This is a genomic window from Blastococcus sp. TF02A-26, assembly GCF_003319125.1.
Taxonomy (GTDB): domain Bacteria; phylum Actinomycetota; class Actinomycetes; order Mycobacteriales; family Geodermatophilaceae; genus Trujillonella.
In genome coordinates, this window is the sequence record NZ_QOHG01000011.1 from 104,841 (window position 1) to 120,158 (window position 15,318).

Annotated in this window: 15 protein-coding genes; 2 read left to right on the top strand and 13 right to left on the bottom strand. The window is 74.9% G+C overall.

Translation table 11 applies throughout. The features are described from left to right. Positions 1-5 precede the first annotated feature (5 nt). Both DQ240_RS13980 and DQ240_RS13985 read right to left on the bottom strand, forming a co-directional pair. Positions 6-476, bottom strand: coding sequence for an Lrp/AsnC family transcriptional regulator (locus DQ240_RS13980; protein WP_113840217.1), 471 nt, complete (start codon positions 474-476; stop codon positions 6-8). Next, positions 451-1,590 carry a Xaa-Pro peptidase family protein gene (locus DQ240_RS13985; RefSeq protein ID WP_233498720.1) on the bottom strand — a complete coding sequence of 380 codons (1,140 nt, stop codon included), beginning with the start codon at positions 1,588-1,590 and terminating at the stop codon, positions 451-453. The genes DQ240_RS13980 and DQ240_RS13985 overlap by 26 nt, the downstream gene beginning before the upstream one ends. A 77-nt stretch (positions 1,591-1,667) precedes the next feature. Here DQ240_RS13985 and DQ240_RS13990 point away from each other — a divergent pair, with 77 nt between their 5' ends. Next, the gene (locus DQ240_RS13990) at positions 1,668-2,585 is read left to right on the top strand and encodes a 5'-3' exonuclease (protein ID WP_113840291.1); all 918 of its coding nucleotides are present in this window, start codon (positions 1,668-1,670) and stop codon (positions 2,583-2,585) included. Positions 2,586-2,603: 18 nt separating this feature from the next. Here the strand turns inward: DQ240_RS13990 and DQ240_RS13995 are convergent, their stop codons facing one another. From DQ240_RS13995 to DQ240_RS14030, 8 genes are all read right to left on the bottom strand, one after another. Next, positions 2,604-3,257, bottom strand: coding sequence for a DUF4333 domain-containing protein (locus DQ240_RS13995; protein ID WP_158548688.1), 654 nt, complete (start codon positions 3,255-3,257; stop codon positions 2,604-2,606). 110 nt (positions 3,258-3,367) lie between these two features. Then, positions 3,368-6,232: an RNA helicase gene (locus DQ240_RS14000; RefSeq protein ID WP_113840220.1), complete on the bottom strand. Its 2,865-nt coding sequence runs from the start codon at positions 6,230-6,232 to the stop codon at positions 3,368-3,370. Between the two features lie 173 nt (positions 6,233-6,405). After that, positions 6,406-7,314 (bottom strand): diacylglycerol kinase family protein, encoded by a 909-nt coding sequence (locus tag DQ240_RS14005; protein ID WP_113840221.1) that lies wholly within the window; start codon positions 7,312-7,314, stop codon positions 6,406-6,408. A 7-nt stretch (positions 7,315-7,321) separates the two neighbouring features. Then, a complete protein-coding gene (gene tatC, locus DQ240_RS14010) occupies positions 7,322-8,182 on the bottom strand; it encodes a twin-arginine translocase subunit TatC (RefSeq protein ID WP_113840222.1) in 861 nt (286 codons plus the stop codon). Between the two features lie 82 nt (positions 8,183-8,264). Next, positions 8,265-8,597: a Sec-independent protein translocase subunit TatA gene (gene tatA, locus DQ240_RS14015; RefSeq protein WP_113840223.1), complete on the bottom strand. Its 333-nt coding sequence runs from the start codon at positions 8,595-8,597 to the stop codon at positions 8,265-8,267. Between the two features lie 35 nt (positions 8,598-8,632). Next, positions 8,633-8,875, bottom strand: a complete 243-nt coding sequence (locus tag DQ240_RS14020) for a hypothetical protein (RefSeq protein ID WP_113840224.1) — start codon at positions 8,873-8,875, stop codon at positions 8,633-8,635. A gap of 10 nt (positions 8,876-8,885) precedes the next feature. After that, a complete protein-coding gene (locus DQ240_RS14025) occupies positions 8,886-9,854 on the bottom strand; it encodes a YafY family protein (RefSeq protein ID WP_113840225.1) in 969 nt (322 codons plus the stop codon). Then, a complete protein-coding gene (locus DQ240_RS14030; RefSeq protein WP_113840226.1) occupies positions 9,851-10,828 on the bottom strand; it encodes a YafY family protein in 978 nt (325 codons plus the stop codon). The genes DQ240_RS14025 and DQ240_RS14030 overlap by 4 nt, the downstream gene beginning before the upstream one ends. 119 nt (positions 10,829-10,947) lie before the next feature. Between DQ240_RS14030 and DQ240_RS14035 the strand changes: the two genes are divergently transcribed. Further along, a complete protein-coding gene (locus DQ240_RS14035; protein WP_233498721.1) occupies positions 10,948-12,084 on the top strand; it encodes a DUF3866 family protein in 1,137 nt (378 codons plus the stop codon). Positions 12,085-12,094: 10 nt separating this feature from the next. On the opposite strand, the gene pafA is transcribed toward DQ240_RS14035, so the two are convergent. The 3 genes from pafA to prcB all read right to left on the bottom strand — a co-directional run bounded on the left by pafA (position 12,095) and on the right by prcB (position 15,240). Beyond that, on the bottom strand, positions 12,095-13,453 hold the full coding sequence (pafA, locus tag DQ240_RS14040; protein WP_113840227.1) for a Pup--protein ligase: 1,359 nt from the start codon (positions 13,451-13,453) through the stop codon (positions 12,095-12,097). Between the two features lie 61 nt (positions 13,454-13,514). Beyond that, complete coding sequence (gene prcA / locus DQ240_RS14045) at positions 13,515-14,366, bottom strand: proteasome subunit alpha (protein ID WP_113840228.1); 852 nt, start codon at positions 14,364-14,366, stop codon at positions 13,515-13,517. 4 nt (positions 14,367-14,370) lie between these two features. Further along, positions 14,371-15,240: a proteasome subunit beta gene (gene prcB / locus DQ240_RS14050; RefSeq protein WP_113840293.1), complete on the bottom strand. Its 870-nt coding sequence runs from the start codon at positions 15,238-15,240 to the stop codon at positions 14,371-14,373. Between the last annotated feature and the right edge of the window lie 78 nt (positions 15,241-15,318).

Genomic DNA, 15,318 nt, shown 5'->3' on the forward strand with positions numbered 1-15,318 from the left:
GCAGGCTAGACGGGCGGCCGGTCCTCGAACACCGTGGAGAGGACGACGGTCGTCCGCGTGCTCACGTTGGCCAGCGAGCGGATGTCGCGCAGGAGCTCCTCCAGCGCCTGCGTGGAGGCCACCCGGACCTTGAGCAGGTAGCTCTCGGAACCTGCGACGGAGTGGCACGCCTCGATGGCGGCGAGGTGCGCCAGCTTCCCCGGTGCCTCCTCGGCGCGGTCCACGTCGATCGGCGTGATCGCGACGAAGGCGGTCAGCCCCAGCCCCAGGCCGGCCGCGTCGACGCAGGCGCGGTAGCCGGTGATCAGGCCGCGCTGCTCCAGCCGGCGCACCCGCTGGTGCACCGCCGAGACCGACAACCCCACCCGCTCGGCCAGCTCGGTGTAGCTGGCCCGCCCGTCGCGGGCGAGCGCGGCCAGCAGCGCCCGGTCGACGTCGGCGGGGCCGGCCTCAGCCGGGGAGGCGGACGAGCTCATGCGAGCCGGAGTTGAACGACCGCACGCCGTCGTCGGTGCAGACGACGATGTCCTCGATGCGCGCTCCGCAGCGGCCGGCGAGGTAGATGCCGGGCTCCACGGAGAACGCCATGCCCGGCACCAGCGTCAGGTCGTTGCCGGCCACGATGTAGGGCGCCTCGTGGGTGTCCAACCCGATCCCGTGCCCGGTGCGGTGGATGAAGTGCTCGCCCCATCCCGCGTCGGTGATGACCCGGCGGGCGACCGCGTCGACCTCCTCGGCGGCGATCCCCGGCCGGACGGCGGCGCACGCGGCCCGCTGGGCCTCCTGCAGGACGGCGTACCACTCAGCGGTCTCGGCGTCGGGCTCGCCGCCGACGACGTAGGTGCGGGTGCAGTCGGAGCGGTAGCCGCTGGGCAGCTCGCCGCCGATGTCGACCACGACCAGGTCGCCGGCCTGCACCACCCGGTCGGAGAGCTCGTGGTGCGGGCTCGCGCCGTTGGGGCCGGAGCCGACGATCGTGAAGTCCACCGCCACGTGGCCCTCGGCGAGGATCGCCGCAGCGATGTCGGCGCCGACCTCGGCCTCGGTGCGGCCGACGCGGAGCAGCTCGGCCATCCGGGCGTGCACGCGGTCGATCGCGGCGCCGGCGGTGGCCAGCTCCTCGATCTCGGCGGCGGTCTTCACCATCCGCAGCCGGTCCAGGACCGGCCCGGCGAGCTCCAGCGCGGAGCCCGGCAGCGCCCGCTGGACCCCGAGCGCGTGCTCGGCCCAGGTGCGCGAGCCGACCGCGACCCGGGCGGGCGCCGAGCCCAGCCGGCCGGTGGCCGCCCGGGCCAGCAGCGCGAAGGCGTCGTCGGTCTCGTCCCAGGCCAGCACCTCGAGATCCAGCGCACCGGCCGGGCTCGCGCCGACCATGGGGGCTTCCAGCCGCGGCACCACGAGGAACGGCTCACCGCGGCGCGGCACGGCCAGCGCGGTCAGCCGCTCCATCGCGTGCGCGTCGTAGCCGCTGAGGTAGCGCAGGTCCGAGCCGGGGGTCAGCACCAGGAGGTCCAGCCCCACCTCCTCCGCCACGTCCCGGGCAGCGTGCACCCGCTCGATCGTCACCAGTGCCCCCGTGTCCGCGCTCACGCCCGGAGACTATCGGTGGGGCACGACCGATCCCGAGCGAGATACGGCAGCCGTTACCGTCCCGGGTCGTGACGACGATGCTGCTGGACGCCGCCAGCCTCTACTTCCGCGCCTTCTACGGGGTGCCGACGAGCGTCACCGCGCCCGACGGCCGGCCGGTCAACGCCGTCCGCGGCTTCCTGGACATGTCCGCCCGGCTGATCGCCGCGCACCGGCCCGACCGCTGGGTCGCCTGCTGGGACGACGACTGGCGGCCGGCCTTCCGGGTCGAGGCGCTGCCCTCGTACAAGGCGCACCGGCTCTCCCCGGACGGCGGCGAGGAGACCCCCGACGAGCTCGGCCCGCAGGTGCCGGTGCTCGTCGAGGTCCTCGCGGCCGCGGGGCTCGACCGGGTGGGCGCACCCGGCTACGAGGCCGACGACGTCATCGGCACGCTGGCCACGCGGGCCCGTGGCCCGGTCGACGTCGTCACCGGCGACCGGGACCTCTTCCAGCTCGTGGACGACGCCCGGGGGGTGCGGATCCTCTACACGAACCGGGGGATCAGCGACATCGAGGTCGTGGACGAGGCGGCGGTGGCCGCGAAGTACGGGATCCCGGGGCGTGCCTACGCCGACTTCGCCGTCCTGCGAGGGGACCCGAGCGACGGCCTGCCGGGGGTGGCCGGGATCGGCGCGAAGACCGCGGCCGCTCTGGTCACCGAGTTCGGCGACCTGGCCGGGATCCGGGCCGCGGCGGCGCGCACCGTCGTCCCGAAGGCGCCGCTGACGGCGGCGGTGCTGAAGAAGTTGCACGCCGGCGGGGAGTACCTGGACGCGGCGCCGGTCGTGGTGGCGGTGGCGAAGGACATCGACCTGCCGCCCGTGGAGGGCGCCCTCCCCCGCCGCCCGGCGGACCCGGAGGCGCTGGCGGCGCTGGCCGAGCAGCACGGCATCGAGTCCTCGGTGCGCCGGATGGCCGCCGTCCTGGGCTGGCCGGCCGACGCGCTCGGCTGAGCGCGCCGGCCGGACCGGCTACGAGGTCTCGTTCCAGGTGTAGGCGCCGTCCTCGTCGGTGATCACGATGGTGATCGTGGTGGGCTCGCCGTCGACGGTGGCCGAGCACTGGTAGTCGGCGTCGACCTCGACCTCCATCTCGGGGCAGTCGAGGTCGCTGAGCTCCAGGTCGTTCTGCTCCTGGAACTGCTGGCTGACGTCCCGGTTGACGGCGCCCTCGTCGAGCACCTTCTTGTCGAAGACGAACAGCGGCAGGACGATCGCCGCGGCGACGATCACGAGCGCGAGCACGGCGAGGCCGACGATCAGACCGGTGCGCGACTTCTTCTTCGGCTGCTGGCCGTAGGGGCCCTGCTGGCCGTAGCCGGGCTGGCCGTACGGGCCGGGCTGGCCGTACCCGGGCTGGCCGTACTGCTGGCCCTGCGGCTGCCCGTAGGACGGCTGCCCGTACTGCTGCCCCGAGGGCTGGCCGTACTGCTGGCCGTACTGCGGCTGGCCCGGCTGCCCGTACTGCGGCTGTCCCTGCTGGCCCGGCTGCCCGTAGGAGGGCTGCCCGCCCTGCTGGCTCCCGTACCCACCGGGCGCCGGCTGGCCGTACTGCGGCTGCCCCGGCTGCTGGCCCGGCTGCCCGTACTGCCCCGGCTGGTTGCCACCCTGCGGTGGGTTGGTCATCGTCGCTCCCGGTCGGACGGTGTCTGGTGCTGGTCGCTGCATCCGCACGGAACGCAGGCGGTGGCATTCTGCCCCACTCCCGTGCCGCGCACCGGCGTACGGCGCGCTGGTCAGCCGCTCACGGCGACGGCGACCACCCCGCGGCGGACCCGGGCGACCGCGGCGCGCGCGGTCGTGGCGACGGCGTCGTCGGCGCCCTTGCCCAGCTGGTCGAGCAGGTCGAGCAGCTGCCGGGCCCAGCGGACGAAGTCGCCGCCGGAGAGCTCCGTGCCGGCCTGCTCGGCCCCGGCGAGCACCCGGTCGAGGTCCTGGCCGTCGGCCCACCGGTAGGCCGCCCACGCGAAGCCGAGGTCGAGGTCGCGGGTCTGCGGCACGCCGTGGTCGGCCTCGACGTCGAGCAGCCGGGAGCGGATCCGGCGCATCTCGGCGATCGTCGTGGCCACCTTCCCCGCCGGCACGGCGGGCTGGCTCGGGGTGTCGCGCCGGGCCTCGAACACCACCGTGGAGACGGCGGCGGCCAGCTCGGCGGGCGTCAGCCCCCGCCACGCGCCGGCGCGGAGGCACTCTGCCACCAGCAGGTCGGCCTCGGACCAGATCCGCGCGAGCCGGCGGCCCTCGTCGGTGACCACCGGGGTCTCCCCGACGGCCGGCACCTCCCCCGGCTCGGCCGGCGTCAGCGGCGCGACCTCCGGGACGAGGTAGCCCAGCTCCTCGAGCACGTCGCAGGTGCGGTCGAACTGCCGGGTGAGCGAGCCGGTGCGGTCGGCCATCCGCCGCTGCAGCGCCTCGGCCTCGGAGACCGCGCGCAACCACCGGTCAGCGGCGCGGACCCGCTCCTCCCGGTCGGGCAGGGAGTGCACCGGGTGGGCCTTGAGCGCGCGGCGCAGGTCGTCGAGGACCGGGTCGTCGGCGGCGGCCGACCGGTGCTTGACCCGGCGGGCGCCGAGGTCGTGCTCCAGCCGGGCGTTGCGCAGGGTGGCCGCCAGGTCCCGGCGGGCGTGCGGGCTGCGGTGGTTGAAGTTGCGCGGCACCCGCACGCGGGCCAGCGCGGTCACCGGCGTGGGGAAGTCGACCGGCCCGAGCCGGCCGGCCCACTTGTCCTCGGTGACCACCAGCGGACGGGCCTCGCCGTCCCCGCCGAGCCCGCTCTCGGAGACGCCCGGGTCCAGGACGACGGCCAGCCCCTGACGCCGTCCCGAGGGGACGCGGATGACGTCGCCGGGGCGCAGCGCGGCCAGCGCCTCGGCGGCCTCGAGCCGGCGCTTGGCCTGGGAGTCGCGGGAGAGCTCCTTCTCCCGGTCGGAGATCTGCCGGCGCAGCCGCACGTACCCCGCGACGTCCCCGCCCTCGGTGGACATCTCCGCGGCGAAGCGCTCGGCGTCGCGCTCGTGGCGGGCGGCGGACCGGGCGAGGCCGACGACGGAGCGGTCGGCCTGGAACTGGGCGAACGACGAGGCGAGCAGCTCACGGGCGCGGGCCCGGCCGAAGCTGCCGACCAGGTTGACCGCCATGTTGTAGCTGGGCCGGAACGACGACCGCAGCGGGTAGGTGCGGGTGCTGGCCAGCCCGGCGACGACGGAGGGGTCCATGCCCGGCGCCCAGACGACGACGGCGTGCCCCTCCACGTCGATGCCGCGGCGGCCGGCACGGCCGGTGAGCTGGGTGTACTCCCCCGGCGTCACGTCGACGTGCGCCTCGCCGTTCCACTTGACCAGCCGCTCGAGGACGACGGTGCGGGCCGGCATGTTGATGCCCAGCGCCAGGGTCTCCGTCGCGAACACGGCCTTGACCAGGCCGCGGACGAAGCACTCCTCGACGGTCTCCTTGAACGCGGGCACCAGGCCGGCGTGGTGCGCGGCGATCCCGGCGAGCAGGCCCTCCCGCCACTCCCAGAAGCCGAGGACGTGCAGGTCCTGCTCGGGCAGGGAGCCGGTGCGCTCGTCGATGATCGCGGCGATCTGGGCACGCTCGGCCTCGTCGGTGAGCCGCAGCCCGCTGCGCAGGCACTGGTCGACCGCGGCGTCGCAGCCGTTGCGGCTGAAGACGAAGGTGATCGCCGGCAGCAGCCCGGCGCGGTCGAGCCGCTCGATGACGTCGGGACGGGCCGGCGGGCGGAACCGCGGCCGGGTGTCGAAGCCCTCGCGGCGGCGGTTGCCCCCTCCCCCGCCGCCCCAGGTGTCCAGCCGGCGCTCGTACTCGCGGACGAAGCGGACCAGCTCCGGGTCGACCACCGAGGCGCCGCGCTCGCGGGTGGACAGCTGCCGGGGCTCCTCGCCCTGCTCGGCGGCGTGCGCGGCCGGCCGCAGGGAGAACAGGTCGAACACGCGGTTGCCGACCAGCATGTGCTGCCACAGCGGGATCGGCCGCACCTCGCTGACCACCACCTTCGTGTGGCCGCGCACGGTGACCAGCCAGTCGGCGAACTCCTCGGCGTTGCTGACCGTCGCCGACAGCGAGACCAGGGTGACCGACTGCGGGAGGTGGATGATCACCTCCTCCCAGACCGCGCCGCGGAACCGGTCGGCGAGGTAGTGCACCTCGTCCATGACCACGTAGCCGAGCCCGGCCAGGGCCGGCGACTCGGCGTAGAGCATGTTCCGCAGCACCTCGGTGGTCATGACCACCACGGGGGCGTCGCCGTTGACGGCGTTGTCGCCGGTCAGCAGCCCGACCCGGTCGGCGCCGTACCGCTGCACGAGGTCGGCGTACTTCTGGTTGGACAGCGCCTTGATCGGCGTCGTGTAGAACGCCTTGCGCCCCTCGGCGAGCGCCTTGTGGACGGCGAACTCGCCCACCACGGTCTTGCCGGCGCCGGTGGGGGCACAGACGAGCACGCCTGCGCCCTCGTCGAGGGCCTCGCACGCCTCCACCTGGAACGGGTCGAGGGAGAACCCCAGCTCCGCGGTGAACTCGGCGAGAGCGGGGTGCGCGTTCCGGCGCCGGGCAGCCGCGTACCGCTCAGCGGGGCTGGACATGGCCCCCACGGTAGGCGCTGCGGCCGTTGCGCTCAGCCGGAGCCGGGTGCGGCGCGCTCGTCACTGCTCCTCCCCTGCTCGTCGGGTGACCCCGACCCCCTCCGGCGGCGACGATGTTGGGGATAACGGTCGACCACAGGTCGAGATCCGGTCTCCTGCCGGTGGACGGACGCTCAGCCCGCCGGACGCCGCCCCGTGCCGGCGACCCGCAGGGCGCCGGGCACGCACTCGGCGATGGCGGGCAGTGGCGCCACCCGCTCGCCGTCGGCGTACGTGGTGAGCGCGGGCGCGGCGAGCTCCACGCGGGCGGCGCGGTGCACCGTGACCGCCGGGTGCGCCACGTGCGTGCCGGCGGTCAGCCGCGGCCGGGTGCGCACCAGCTCCAGGCGGCCGACCGGGCCGACGACGGTCACGTCGAAGCGGCCGTCGGCGGGGTCGGCGCCCGGGCACACCCGCATGCCGCCGCCGTACCAGGCGGTGTTGCCGACGGCGACCAGGGTGACCGGCAGCGTCGTCGTCTCCCCGTCGAGGGTGAGGGTGAGCTCCCGGGGCCGCAGGCGGGCGAGCTCGGCGAGGATGGCGACGTCGTAGCGGCGGGGGCCGCGCGGCCAGCGCAGCCGGTTGGCGCGGTCGGTCACCGCCGAGTCGAAGCCGCAGCACAGCACGGTGGCCCACCACCGGTCCCCCGTGCGGCCGGCGTCGACGGTCCGCGCGTGGCCGGTCAGCAGGTCCTCGGCGATCGCGGAGGCGGCCACGGCCGGGTCGGTCGGCACGCCCAGGGCCAGCGCGAGGTCGTTGCCGGTGCCGGCCGGGACGACGGCCAGGGGCGTCGTCGTGCCCGCCACGGCCTGCAGCCCCGCGTGCGCGGCGCCGTCACCGCCGACCGCGACGACGGCCGCGGTGCCGCCCGCGACGGCGTCGGCCGCCTGCCGCTCCGCGTCGGCGCGGGTGGTGGCGGGCAGCACGTGCGGGGTCACGCCACCGGCGCGGAGGGCGTCGAGGACGCCGGCGGTGACGGCCCTGGCCCGCCCGCGGCCGGCGACCGGGCTGACGAGGACGGCCGCGGAGACGGAGGTGCCCACCGCAGCGTCAGCGCGGGGTGGGCGTGGCCGGTCCGGCGACCGGCTCGTCGTCGAGCGCCGAGGGCCGGGCGTCCAGCGGCGAGGCCTCGTCGTCGTCGAGGTCGTGGAAGCCCTCGACCGCCGCCCGCCGGGCCCGGCGCCGGTCCACGAAGCGGGCGATCTGGATCGCCAGCTCGAACAGCACGCACATGGGGGCGGCCATCAGCAGCATCGTGAACGGGTCCTGCGTGGGGGTGATGAACGCGGCGAAGACGATGGTGAGGAAGAAGATCCACCGCCGCCCCTTGCGCAGCACCTCGTAGCTCAGCACGCCGAGCAGGTTGAGCACGACGGCGATGAGCGGCAGCTCGAAGCTGACCCCGAAGGCGAGCAGCAGCGAGATGACGAAGCCGATGTAGTCCTGCGCGGTCAGCGCGATCGACACCCCCTCGCCGGCCAGCCCGAGCAGCAGCTCCAGGCCCTTGGCCAGGGAGATGTACGCGAGCCCGGCGCCGAGGGCGAACAGGCTGCTGGAGGCGGCCACGAAGGCGACGCCGTACCGCTTCTCGTTCCGCTTGAGCCCCGGGGTGATGAAGGCCCAGACCTGGTACAGCCAGAACGGTGCCGACAGCACGATCCCGACGATGAACGAGATCTTCAGCCGGATCAGGGCGCCGCCGAAGACGTCGGTGACCAGGAGGTCGCAGTCGCCCGCGTCGGTGGTGCCGAACGCGCGGTCGGAGGGGTCCAGTGCGCAGTAGGGCGCCCGGATGAACTCCCCCAGCCCGTGCTCGTACCACCAGAACGCCACGGCGGTGGCGATCAGGATGAAGAACAGCGCCTTGCCGATGCGGTTGCGCAGCTCGGTGAGGTGCGCGATGAGCGACATCGTCGCCGCGGGGTCCCGCGGCGGCCGACGCCGCCGGGACCGTCGGGGGGCGCTCTCGCTCACCGGAGCCGTGCCGGGCGGGTCAGCGTGCGGGATCGGCGGGGCCCGCGGCCTGGGCGGCTCGGGCCCGCAGCTCCGCCGCGCGCGCCTCGGCGGCACACGCCTCGGCCTCGAGCTGGGCGGCGTGCGCCTGGGCGGGGTCGACGATCTCGCCCTGCAGGGGGGCCGACGTCGACGCCGGCGCCTTGCCGCGCAGGTCGGCCGCCTTGTCGTCGTCCTTCATGCCCTTCATCTCGCCCTTGAAGATCCGCAGCGAGCGGCCGAGCGAGCGGGAGGCGTCGGGCAGCTTCTTGTACCCGAAGAGCAGCAGGACGGCCAGGATGATCAGGCCGATCTCCAGCGGGCCCAGGTTCATCGGGTTCCTCCAGACGTGGGTGGTCCCGGCTGATGCTACGCCGGGGGCTGCCCGGAACCGGGCAGTTGGAGAGTGTTCGTGGCCGGTTCACCCTGCGGTTCGCCCGCCCCGGCGCGCGCCTGCACCTGCTGGGCCTGCGCGAGCAGGGGCGCGACGTCGCGCTGGAGCTGGGCGGCCTCCCGGCCCAGCCGCTGCAGCGCCCCCAGGACGCCGTACGCCACCACGCCCAGCACGAGCAGGCCGAGCACGGGCACGGCGATCCAGACGACCAGCAGCACGGGACCGACCCTAGCCCTCGGCGTAGCGGGCGAGGGCGGCGCGCGCGTCACCGGCGACGGCGGCGGCGAGGTCGGCCGGCTCGTCGACGACCGCTCCGCCGCCCAGCGAGGCCACCAGCCGGCGGGCCCAGGCGAGGTCGCCGGTGCGGATCCCCACGGCGAGGCCGCCCGCCGGGTCGGCCACCTCGCGGACCTCCTCGACCGGGTAGTACTCGGCGACCCAGCGCGCGGTCGGGGCCAGCCGCAGCCGGACCAGCGGCGCCTCGGGACCGGGGTGGTAGACCCCGCCCTCGACGTCGCGCTCGTGCGCCTCCGGCGGCGGCGCGGCCGGCTCGTCGAGGACCTCGACCTCGTCCACCCGGTCGATGCGGAACAGCCGCACGCCCTCGGCGCGCCGGCACCACGCCTCGAGGTAGCTGTGCCCGTCGACCAGCAGCAGCCGCATCGGGTCGACCGTCCGCTCGGTCCGCTCGTCCCGGGTCGGCACGTAGTAGTGCAGGTGCAGCGCCCGCCGGCGCTCCAGCCCGTCGCGGACGACGGCGAGGGCGTGCTCGCGGGCGTCGACCGAGAGCGCCACCGGCGCCGACCGCTCGGCCGCGTGGCCCGCCACCGCGGAGATCTTGGCCAGGGCCCGGCTCACCGCCTCCCGCTCGGCGAGGCCCGGCGACTCCAGCAGCGCGCGCAGCGCGACGACCAGGGCGACGGCCTCGTCGGTGGTCAGCCGCAGCGGCCGCACCATGCCGGCGGTGAAGGTGACCCGCACCCGGTCCCCCTCGAAGGAGAGGTCGATGAGGTCACCGGGGCCGTAGCCCGGCAGTCCGCACATCCACAGCAGCTCCATGTCCTTGCGCAGCTGCCGCTCGGTCACCCCGAAGTCGCGGGCGGCCTCGGCCAGCGGGACGCCGTCGGGCCGCGCGGTCAGGTACGGGACCAGCGACAGCAGCCGGGTCATCCGCTCCGTCGTGCCCGGGGCGCTCATGCCGGCACCTCCATCGCGGCGAGCCGGGTCAGCCGCTCGACGACCGCGGCACGGACCGCCTGCGGGGACTCGACGAGGACGTCGGCGCCGTAGGCGGCGAGCTCGTCGGCCAGCCGCCGGACGTCGGTGGTGCGCAGCTGCAGCAGGTCGTCGCCGTCGGCGGCCGGGCCGAGCGGGGTGGCGCGCCGGCGCAGCCCGATCGCCGCACCCGGGCGGGCCCGGACGACGACCAGCTGCTCCTCTCCCCCGTCCTGGCGGGCCACCGTCTCGGCCAGGTCGAGGTCCGGCGGTGGTTCGAAGGCGCCGGCCGGACCGCTCACCCGCGGAGCGCCGACGACCCGGGAGAGCCGGAAGACCCGCGGGGCCTGCCGGTCCAGGTCGTGGCCGACCAGGTACCAGCGGCCGTGCCACGCGACGACCCCCCAGGGGTGCACCCGGCGGCGGGCCGGTGCGCCCTCGTCGGGACGGCGGTAGTCGAACTCGACCAGGCGGCGGTCGCGAGCCGCGGCGTAGCAGGGCTCGAAGGCCGGCTCGTCGGAGTCCAGCCGGGGGCGCAGCGGCAGCGCGCGGGCGGGGTCGACGTCGATCCCGGCGGCCTTGAGCTTGACCAGGGCGCTCTGCGCGGCGCCGGCCAGCTGCGCGGACTCCCACAGCCGCAGCGCCAGGCCCACGGCGGCGGCCTCCTCGCCGGTGAGGGTGAGCTCGGGCAGCTCGTAGTCGGCGCGCGCGATGCGGTAGCCGTCCTCGGTGTCGAACGCGCTGGTCCGACCGGTCTCCAGCGGGACGCCCATCTCGCGGAGGTCGGCCTTGTCCCGCTCGAACATCCGCTTGAACGCCTCGTCGGCGCGCTCGGTGCCGTCGTCGAGCTCGTACCCGGGCACCGTGGCGCGGATGCGGGCGGCGCTGACGTACTGCCGGGTGCCGAGGAGGGCGATGACCAGGTTGACCAGTCGCTCCGCCCGCTTCGCCGCCACGGAGCTCAGCGTAGGGCCACACCACCGACCGGCTCTCGCTGCCCGGCCCCGGTGCAGGGGCCCGCGCCGAGCGTGCGAGGCGTGGGGGGCACCGGGGTCCTTCCTCTAGCCTCCCTGCCGTGGGGGACGACCAGACGACCGAGACCAGGATCCGGTGGCGGCGCGGCACGGTGACCGCCGTGGGCCGCTCGTGGCGCGACGCCGTCGAGCTGACCGTCGAGGTCCCCGGCGACGGCGCGGTCCGCTCGCTGGCGCACCCCTCGCTCGTCGGCACGCCCGAGGTCGGCGACGACGTGCTGCTCAACACCACGGCGTGGGCGCAGCGGCTGGGCACCGGCGGGTACGCCCTCGTGGTCGCCGTCCCGGACCGGCTGCCGCCGGACCCGACCGGCCCTGGCCACCTGGTCAAGGCCCGGTACACGCCGTTGCAGGTGAGCGTGCAGGGCGTGGACGAGCAGGAGACCGAGCACCACGAGGCGATCGCGGCGGCCGACGACATCGACGGCATGCCCGTCGTCGTGGCCGACCTGCACTCGGCGCTGCCGGCGGTGCTGATCGGCATCCTGGCCACCGACCCCGACCTCAAGGTCGCCTACGTGATGACCGACGGCGGTGCGCTGCCGGCCGGCTTCTCCCGGACGCTGTCGGCGCTGCGGGCCTCCCTGGCCGGGGTCGTCACGGTGGGCCAGGCCTTCGGCGGGGACCTCGAGGCGGTCACCGTGCACACCGGCCTGCTGGCGGCCCGCCACGTGCTCGGCGCCGACGTCGCCGTCGTCAGCCAGGGGCCGGGCAACCTCGGCACCGGGACGCCCTGGGGGTTCTCCGGGGTGGCCGCCGGGGAGGCGTGCAACGCCGTGGCGGTGCTCGGCGGACTGCCGGTGGGCGCGCTGCGGATCTCCGACGCCGACCCGCGGCCACGGCACCGCGGGGTGTCGCACCACTCGCTGACCGCGTTCGGGCGGGTGGCGCTGGGCGGGGTCACGCTCGTGGCGCCGCGCGGCCTCGGCTCGGAGCTGGGCCGCCAGGTCGAGGAGGACCTCGCCGGCCAGCCGGAGCGCAACCCGGTGGTGTGGATCGACGTCGACGGGCTGGAGGAGGCGCTGGGCCTCTCCCCCGTGCCGCTGTCGACGATGGGCCGAGGCTACGACCAGGAGCGGCCGTACTTCCTCGCCGCCGCGGCCGCCGGGCGCTACGCCGCCCTGCAGGTTCCGCTCCCGCCCGTTCCCGAGGAGTCCGAGGCGGCCACGGCCGGCTGACCGGCGCGCCTCACATCGAGGCGATGAGCTTCTCGACGCGCTCGTCGACGGACTTGAACGGGTCCTTGCACAGCACGGTCCGCTGGGCCTGGTCGTTGAGCTTCAGGTGCACCCAGTCGACGGTGAAGTCGCGGCGCTTCTCCTGCGCCCGGCGGATGAACTCGCCGCGGAGCTTGGCGCGGGTGGTCTGCGGCGGCACGTTCTTCGCCTCGAAGACCCGCGGCTCGTGCGCCACCCGGTCGACCTGGCCGTTGCGCTCGAGCAGGTAGTACAGCCCGCGCTTGCGGCTGATGTCGTGGTAGGCGAGGTCCAGCTGCGCCACCCGCGGGTGCGACAGCGGCATGTCGTGCTTGGCGCGGTAGCGCTCGATCAGCTGGAACTTGGTCGCCCAGTCGATCTCGCGGTCGATGAGCAAGAGGTCGCCGCTGTCGACGGCCTTGAGCACCCGCCCCCACAGCTCCAGCATCTGCCGGTGCACCGGGCCGAAGCCCTCGCGGTCGACGAACTCGGTGGCTCGGGCGTGGTACTCGCCCTGGATCTCCAGCGCCGACATCTCCCGGCCGTTGGCCAGGCGGACCTTGCGCCGGCCGGTCATGTCGTGGCTGATCTCGCGGATGGCGCGGATCGGGTTCTCCAGCGCCATGTCCCGGATGGGGACGCCGGCCTCGATCATCCGCAGCACGAGGTCGGTGGAGGCGACCTTGAGCAGCGTCGTCGTCTCGCTCATGTTCGAGTCGCCGACGATGACGTGCAGCCGGCGGTAGCGCTCGGCGTCGGCGTGCGGCTCGTCGCGGGTGTTGATGATCGGCCGGGAGCGGGTGGTGGCGCTGGAGACGCCCTCCCAGATGTGCTCGGCGCGCTGGCTGACGCAGTAGATCGCGCCGCGGGGGGTCTGCAGCACCTTGCCGGCGCCGACGACGATCTGCCGGCTCACGAGGAACGGGATGAGGACGTCGGCCAGGCGGCTGAACTCGCCGTGCCGGCCGACCAGGTAGTTCTCGTGGCAGCCGTAGCTGTTGCCGGCGGAGTCGGTGTTGTTCTTGAACAGGTAGATGTCGCCGGTGACGCCCTCCTCGGCCAGCCGCTGCTCGGCGTCGACCAGCAGGCCCTCGAGGATCCGCTCGCCCGCCTTGTCGTGGACGACCAGCTCGGTGAGGTCGTCGCACTCGGCGGTGGCGTACTCGGGGTGACTGCCCACGTCCAGGTACAGGCGCGAGCCGTTGCGCAGGAAGACGTTGGAGCTGCGGCCCCAGGACACCACGCGGCGGAACAGGTAGCGGGCGACCTCGTCCGGGGACAGTCGCCGCTGGCCCCGGAAGGTGCACGTGACGCCGTACTCGGTCTCGATCCCGAAGATCCGTCGGTCCACGACCCGAGCCTAGGCGTCCGGGACGACATCGGCCGGTCCCGCGCGGGACCGGCCGGAGTCGTCAGACCGGAGCGCCCTCGCCGCCGTCCTCGCTGCCGCCGGCGGTGTCCGGCGCCGCGGGGTCGCCGAGGCCGGGCGGGGTGCCCGGGGCGGGGCTGCTGGGGACGTGCGCCGCCGTCGCGCCGTCGGCTCCCCCGTCGGCGTCGCTGCCGAGCAGGGAGGCCAGCGCCGCGCCCACGACCCGGCGGAAGGCCCGCTTGGGGCGGCGCCGGTCGAGGACGGCCACCTCGAGCTGGGACGCCGGCAGCAGCTCGCCGTCCCCGCCGTTCTGGTTGACGGCGGGGCTGACCGCCGACAGGGCGCGCACGCCGACCGAGAGCGCGTCGGCCAGCGCCATGCCGGGGGTGAAGTTCTCCCGCAGGTGCCCGGCAACGGCGTCGGCCTGGCCGCCCATGACGACGAAGTCGGACTCGTCGACGATGGAGCCGTCGAAGGTGAGCCGGTACAGCTGGTCGGTCTCCGGGCTGGTGCCGACCTCGGCGACGCAGAGCTCGACCTCGAACGGCTTCATCTGCTCGGTGAAGACGGTGCCGAGGGTCTGCGCGTAGGCGTTGGCGATGACCCGGCCGGTGACGTCGCGCCGGTTGTAGGAGTAACCGCGCACGTCGGCCAGCCGGACCCCGGCGACCCGCAGGCTCTCGAACTCCGAGTAACGGCCGACCGCGGCGAAGCCGATCCGGTCGTAGAGCTCGCTGACCTTGTGCAGGGTGGCGCTGGGGTTCTCGGCGATGAACAGGATGCCGTCGGCGTAGGTGAGGACGGCGACGCTGCGACCGCGGGAGATGCCCTTGCGGGCGTACTCCGAGCGGTCGCGCATGACCTGCTCGGCGGAGGCGTAGTAGGGCATGGTCATGGCGTCAGGCCCCCCGTCCGGTGGCGTCGCGGTCGGCGGCCGACCGCTCGGTGACGATCGTGTCGGCGACGGCGGCCACCTCGTCGTCGGTCAGCCGCACCGCGCCCTCGGCGTCGACGCGGTAGACGATCGGGTAGAGCCGGCGGACCGGGTCGGGGCCACCGGTGGCGGAGTCGTCGTCGGCGGCGTCGTAGAGGGCCTCGACGACGGTGCGGGTGGCGGCGTCGGCGGACAGGTCCTGGCGCCAGGTCTTCTTGAGCGAGCTCTTCGCGAACAGCGAGCCCGAGCCGACCGCGGCGTAACCGCGCTCCTCGTAGTTCCCGCCGGTGACGTCGTAGCTGAAGATCCGCCCGGGGGTGGTGCCCGGGGTGGTGCCCGGGGCGGCGTCGAGGTCGAAGCCGGCGAAGAGCGGGACGACGGCCAGACCCTGCATCGCCGCGCCCAGGTTGCCGCGGATCATGCCGGCCAGCCGGTTGGCCTTGCCGTCGAGGGAGAGGGTCAGGCCCTCGATCTTCTCGTAGTGCTCGAGCTCGACCTGGTAGAGCCGGACCATCTCGATCGCGATGCCGGCGGCGCCGGCGATGCCGATGACCGACCACGAGTCGGCCGGGTAGACCTTCTCGATGTCGCGGCTGGAGATCAGGTTGCCCATCGTGGCGCGGCGGTCGCCGCCCATGAGGACGCCGCCGTCGTAGGTGACGGCCACGATCGTCGTCCCGTGCGGCGTCAGGTCACCGGCCGGCAGCTGCGGGAGCGGCCGGCGGCCGGGCAGCAGGTCGGGGGCGGTGGTCGCCAGGAAGTCGGTGAAGGAGGAGCCCACGCGGTCCAGGTACGCGGCCGGGAACCCGCTCCGCTCGGTCGGCCACTGGCTCAACCCGTCCACCTCTCCGCACCCTCGACGAGGGGCTGACGATCACTGGTCCGCGCACCGACCGGCGCGCCCGTCCGACCC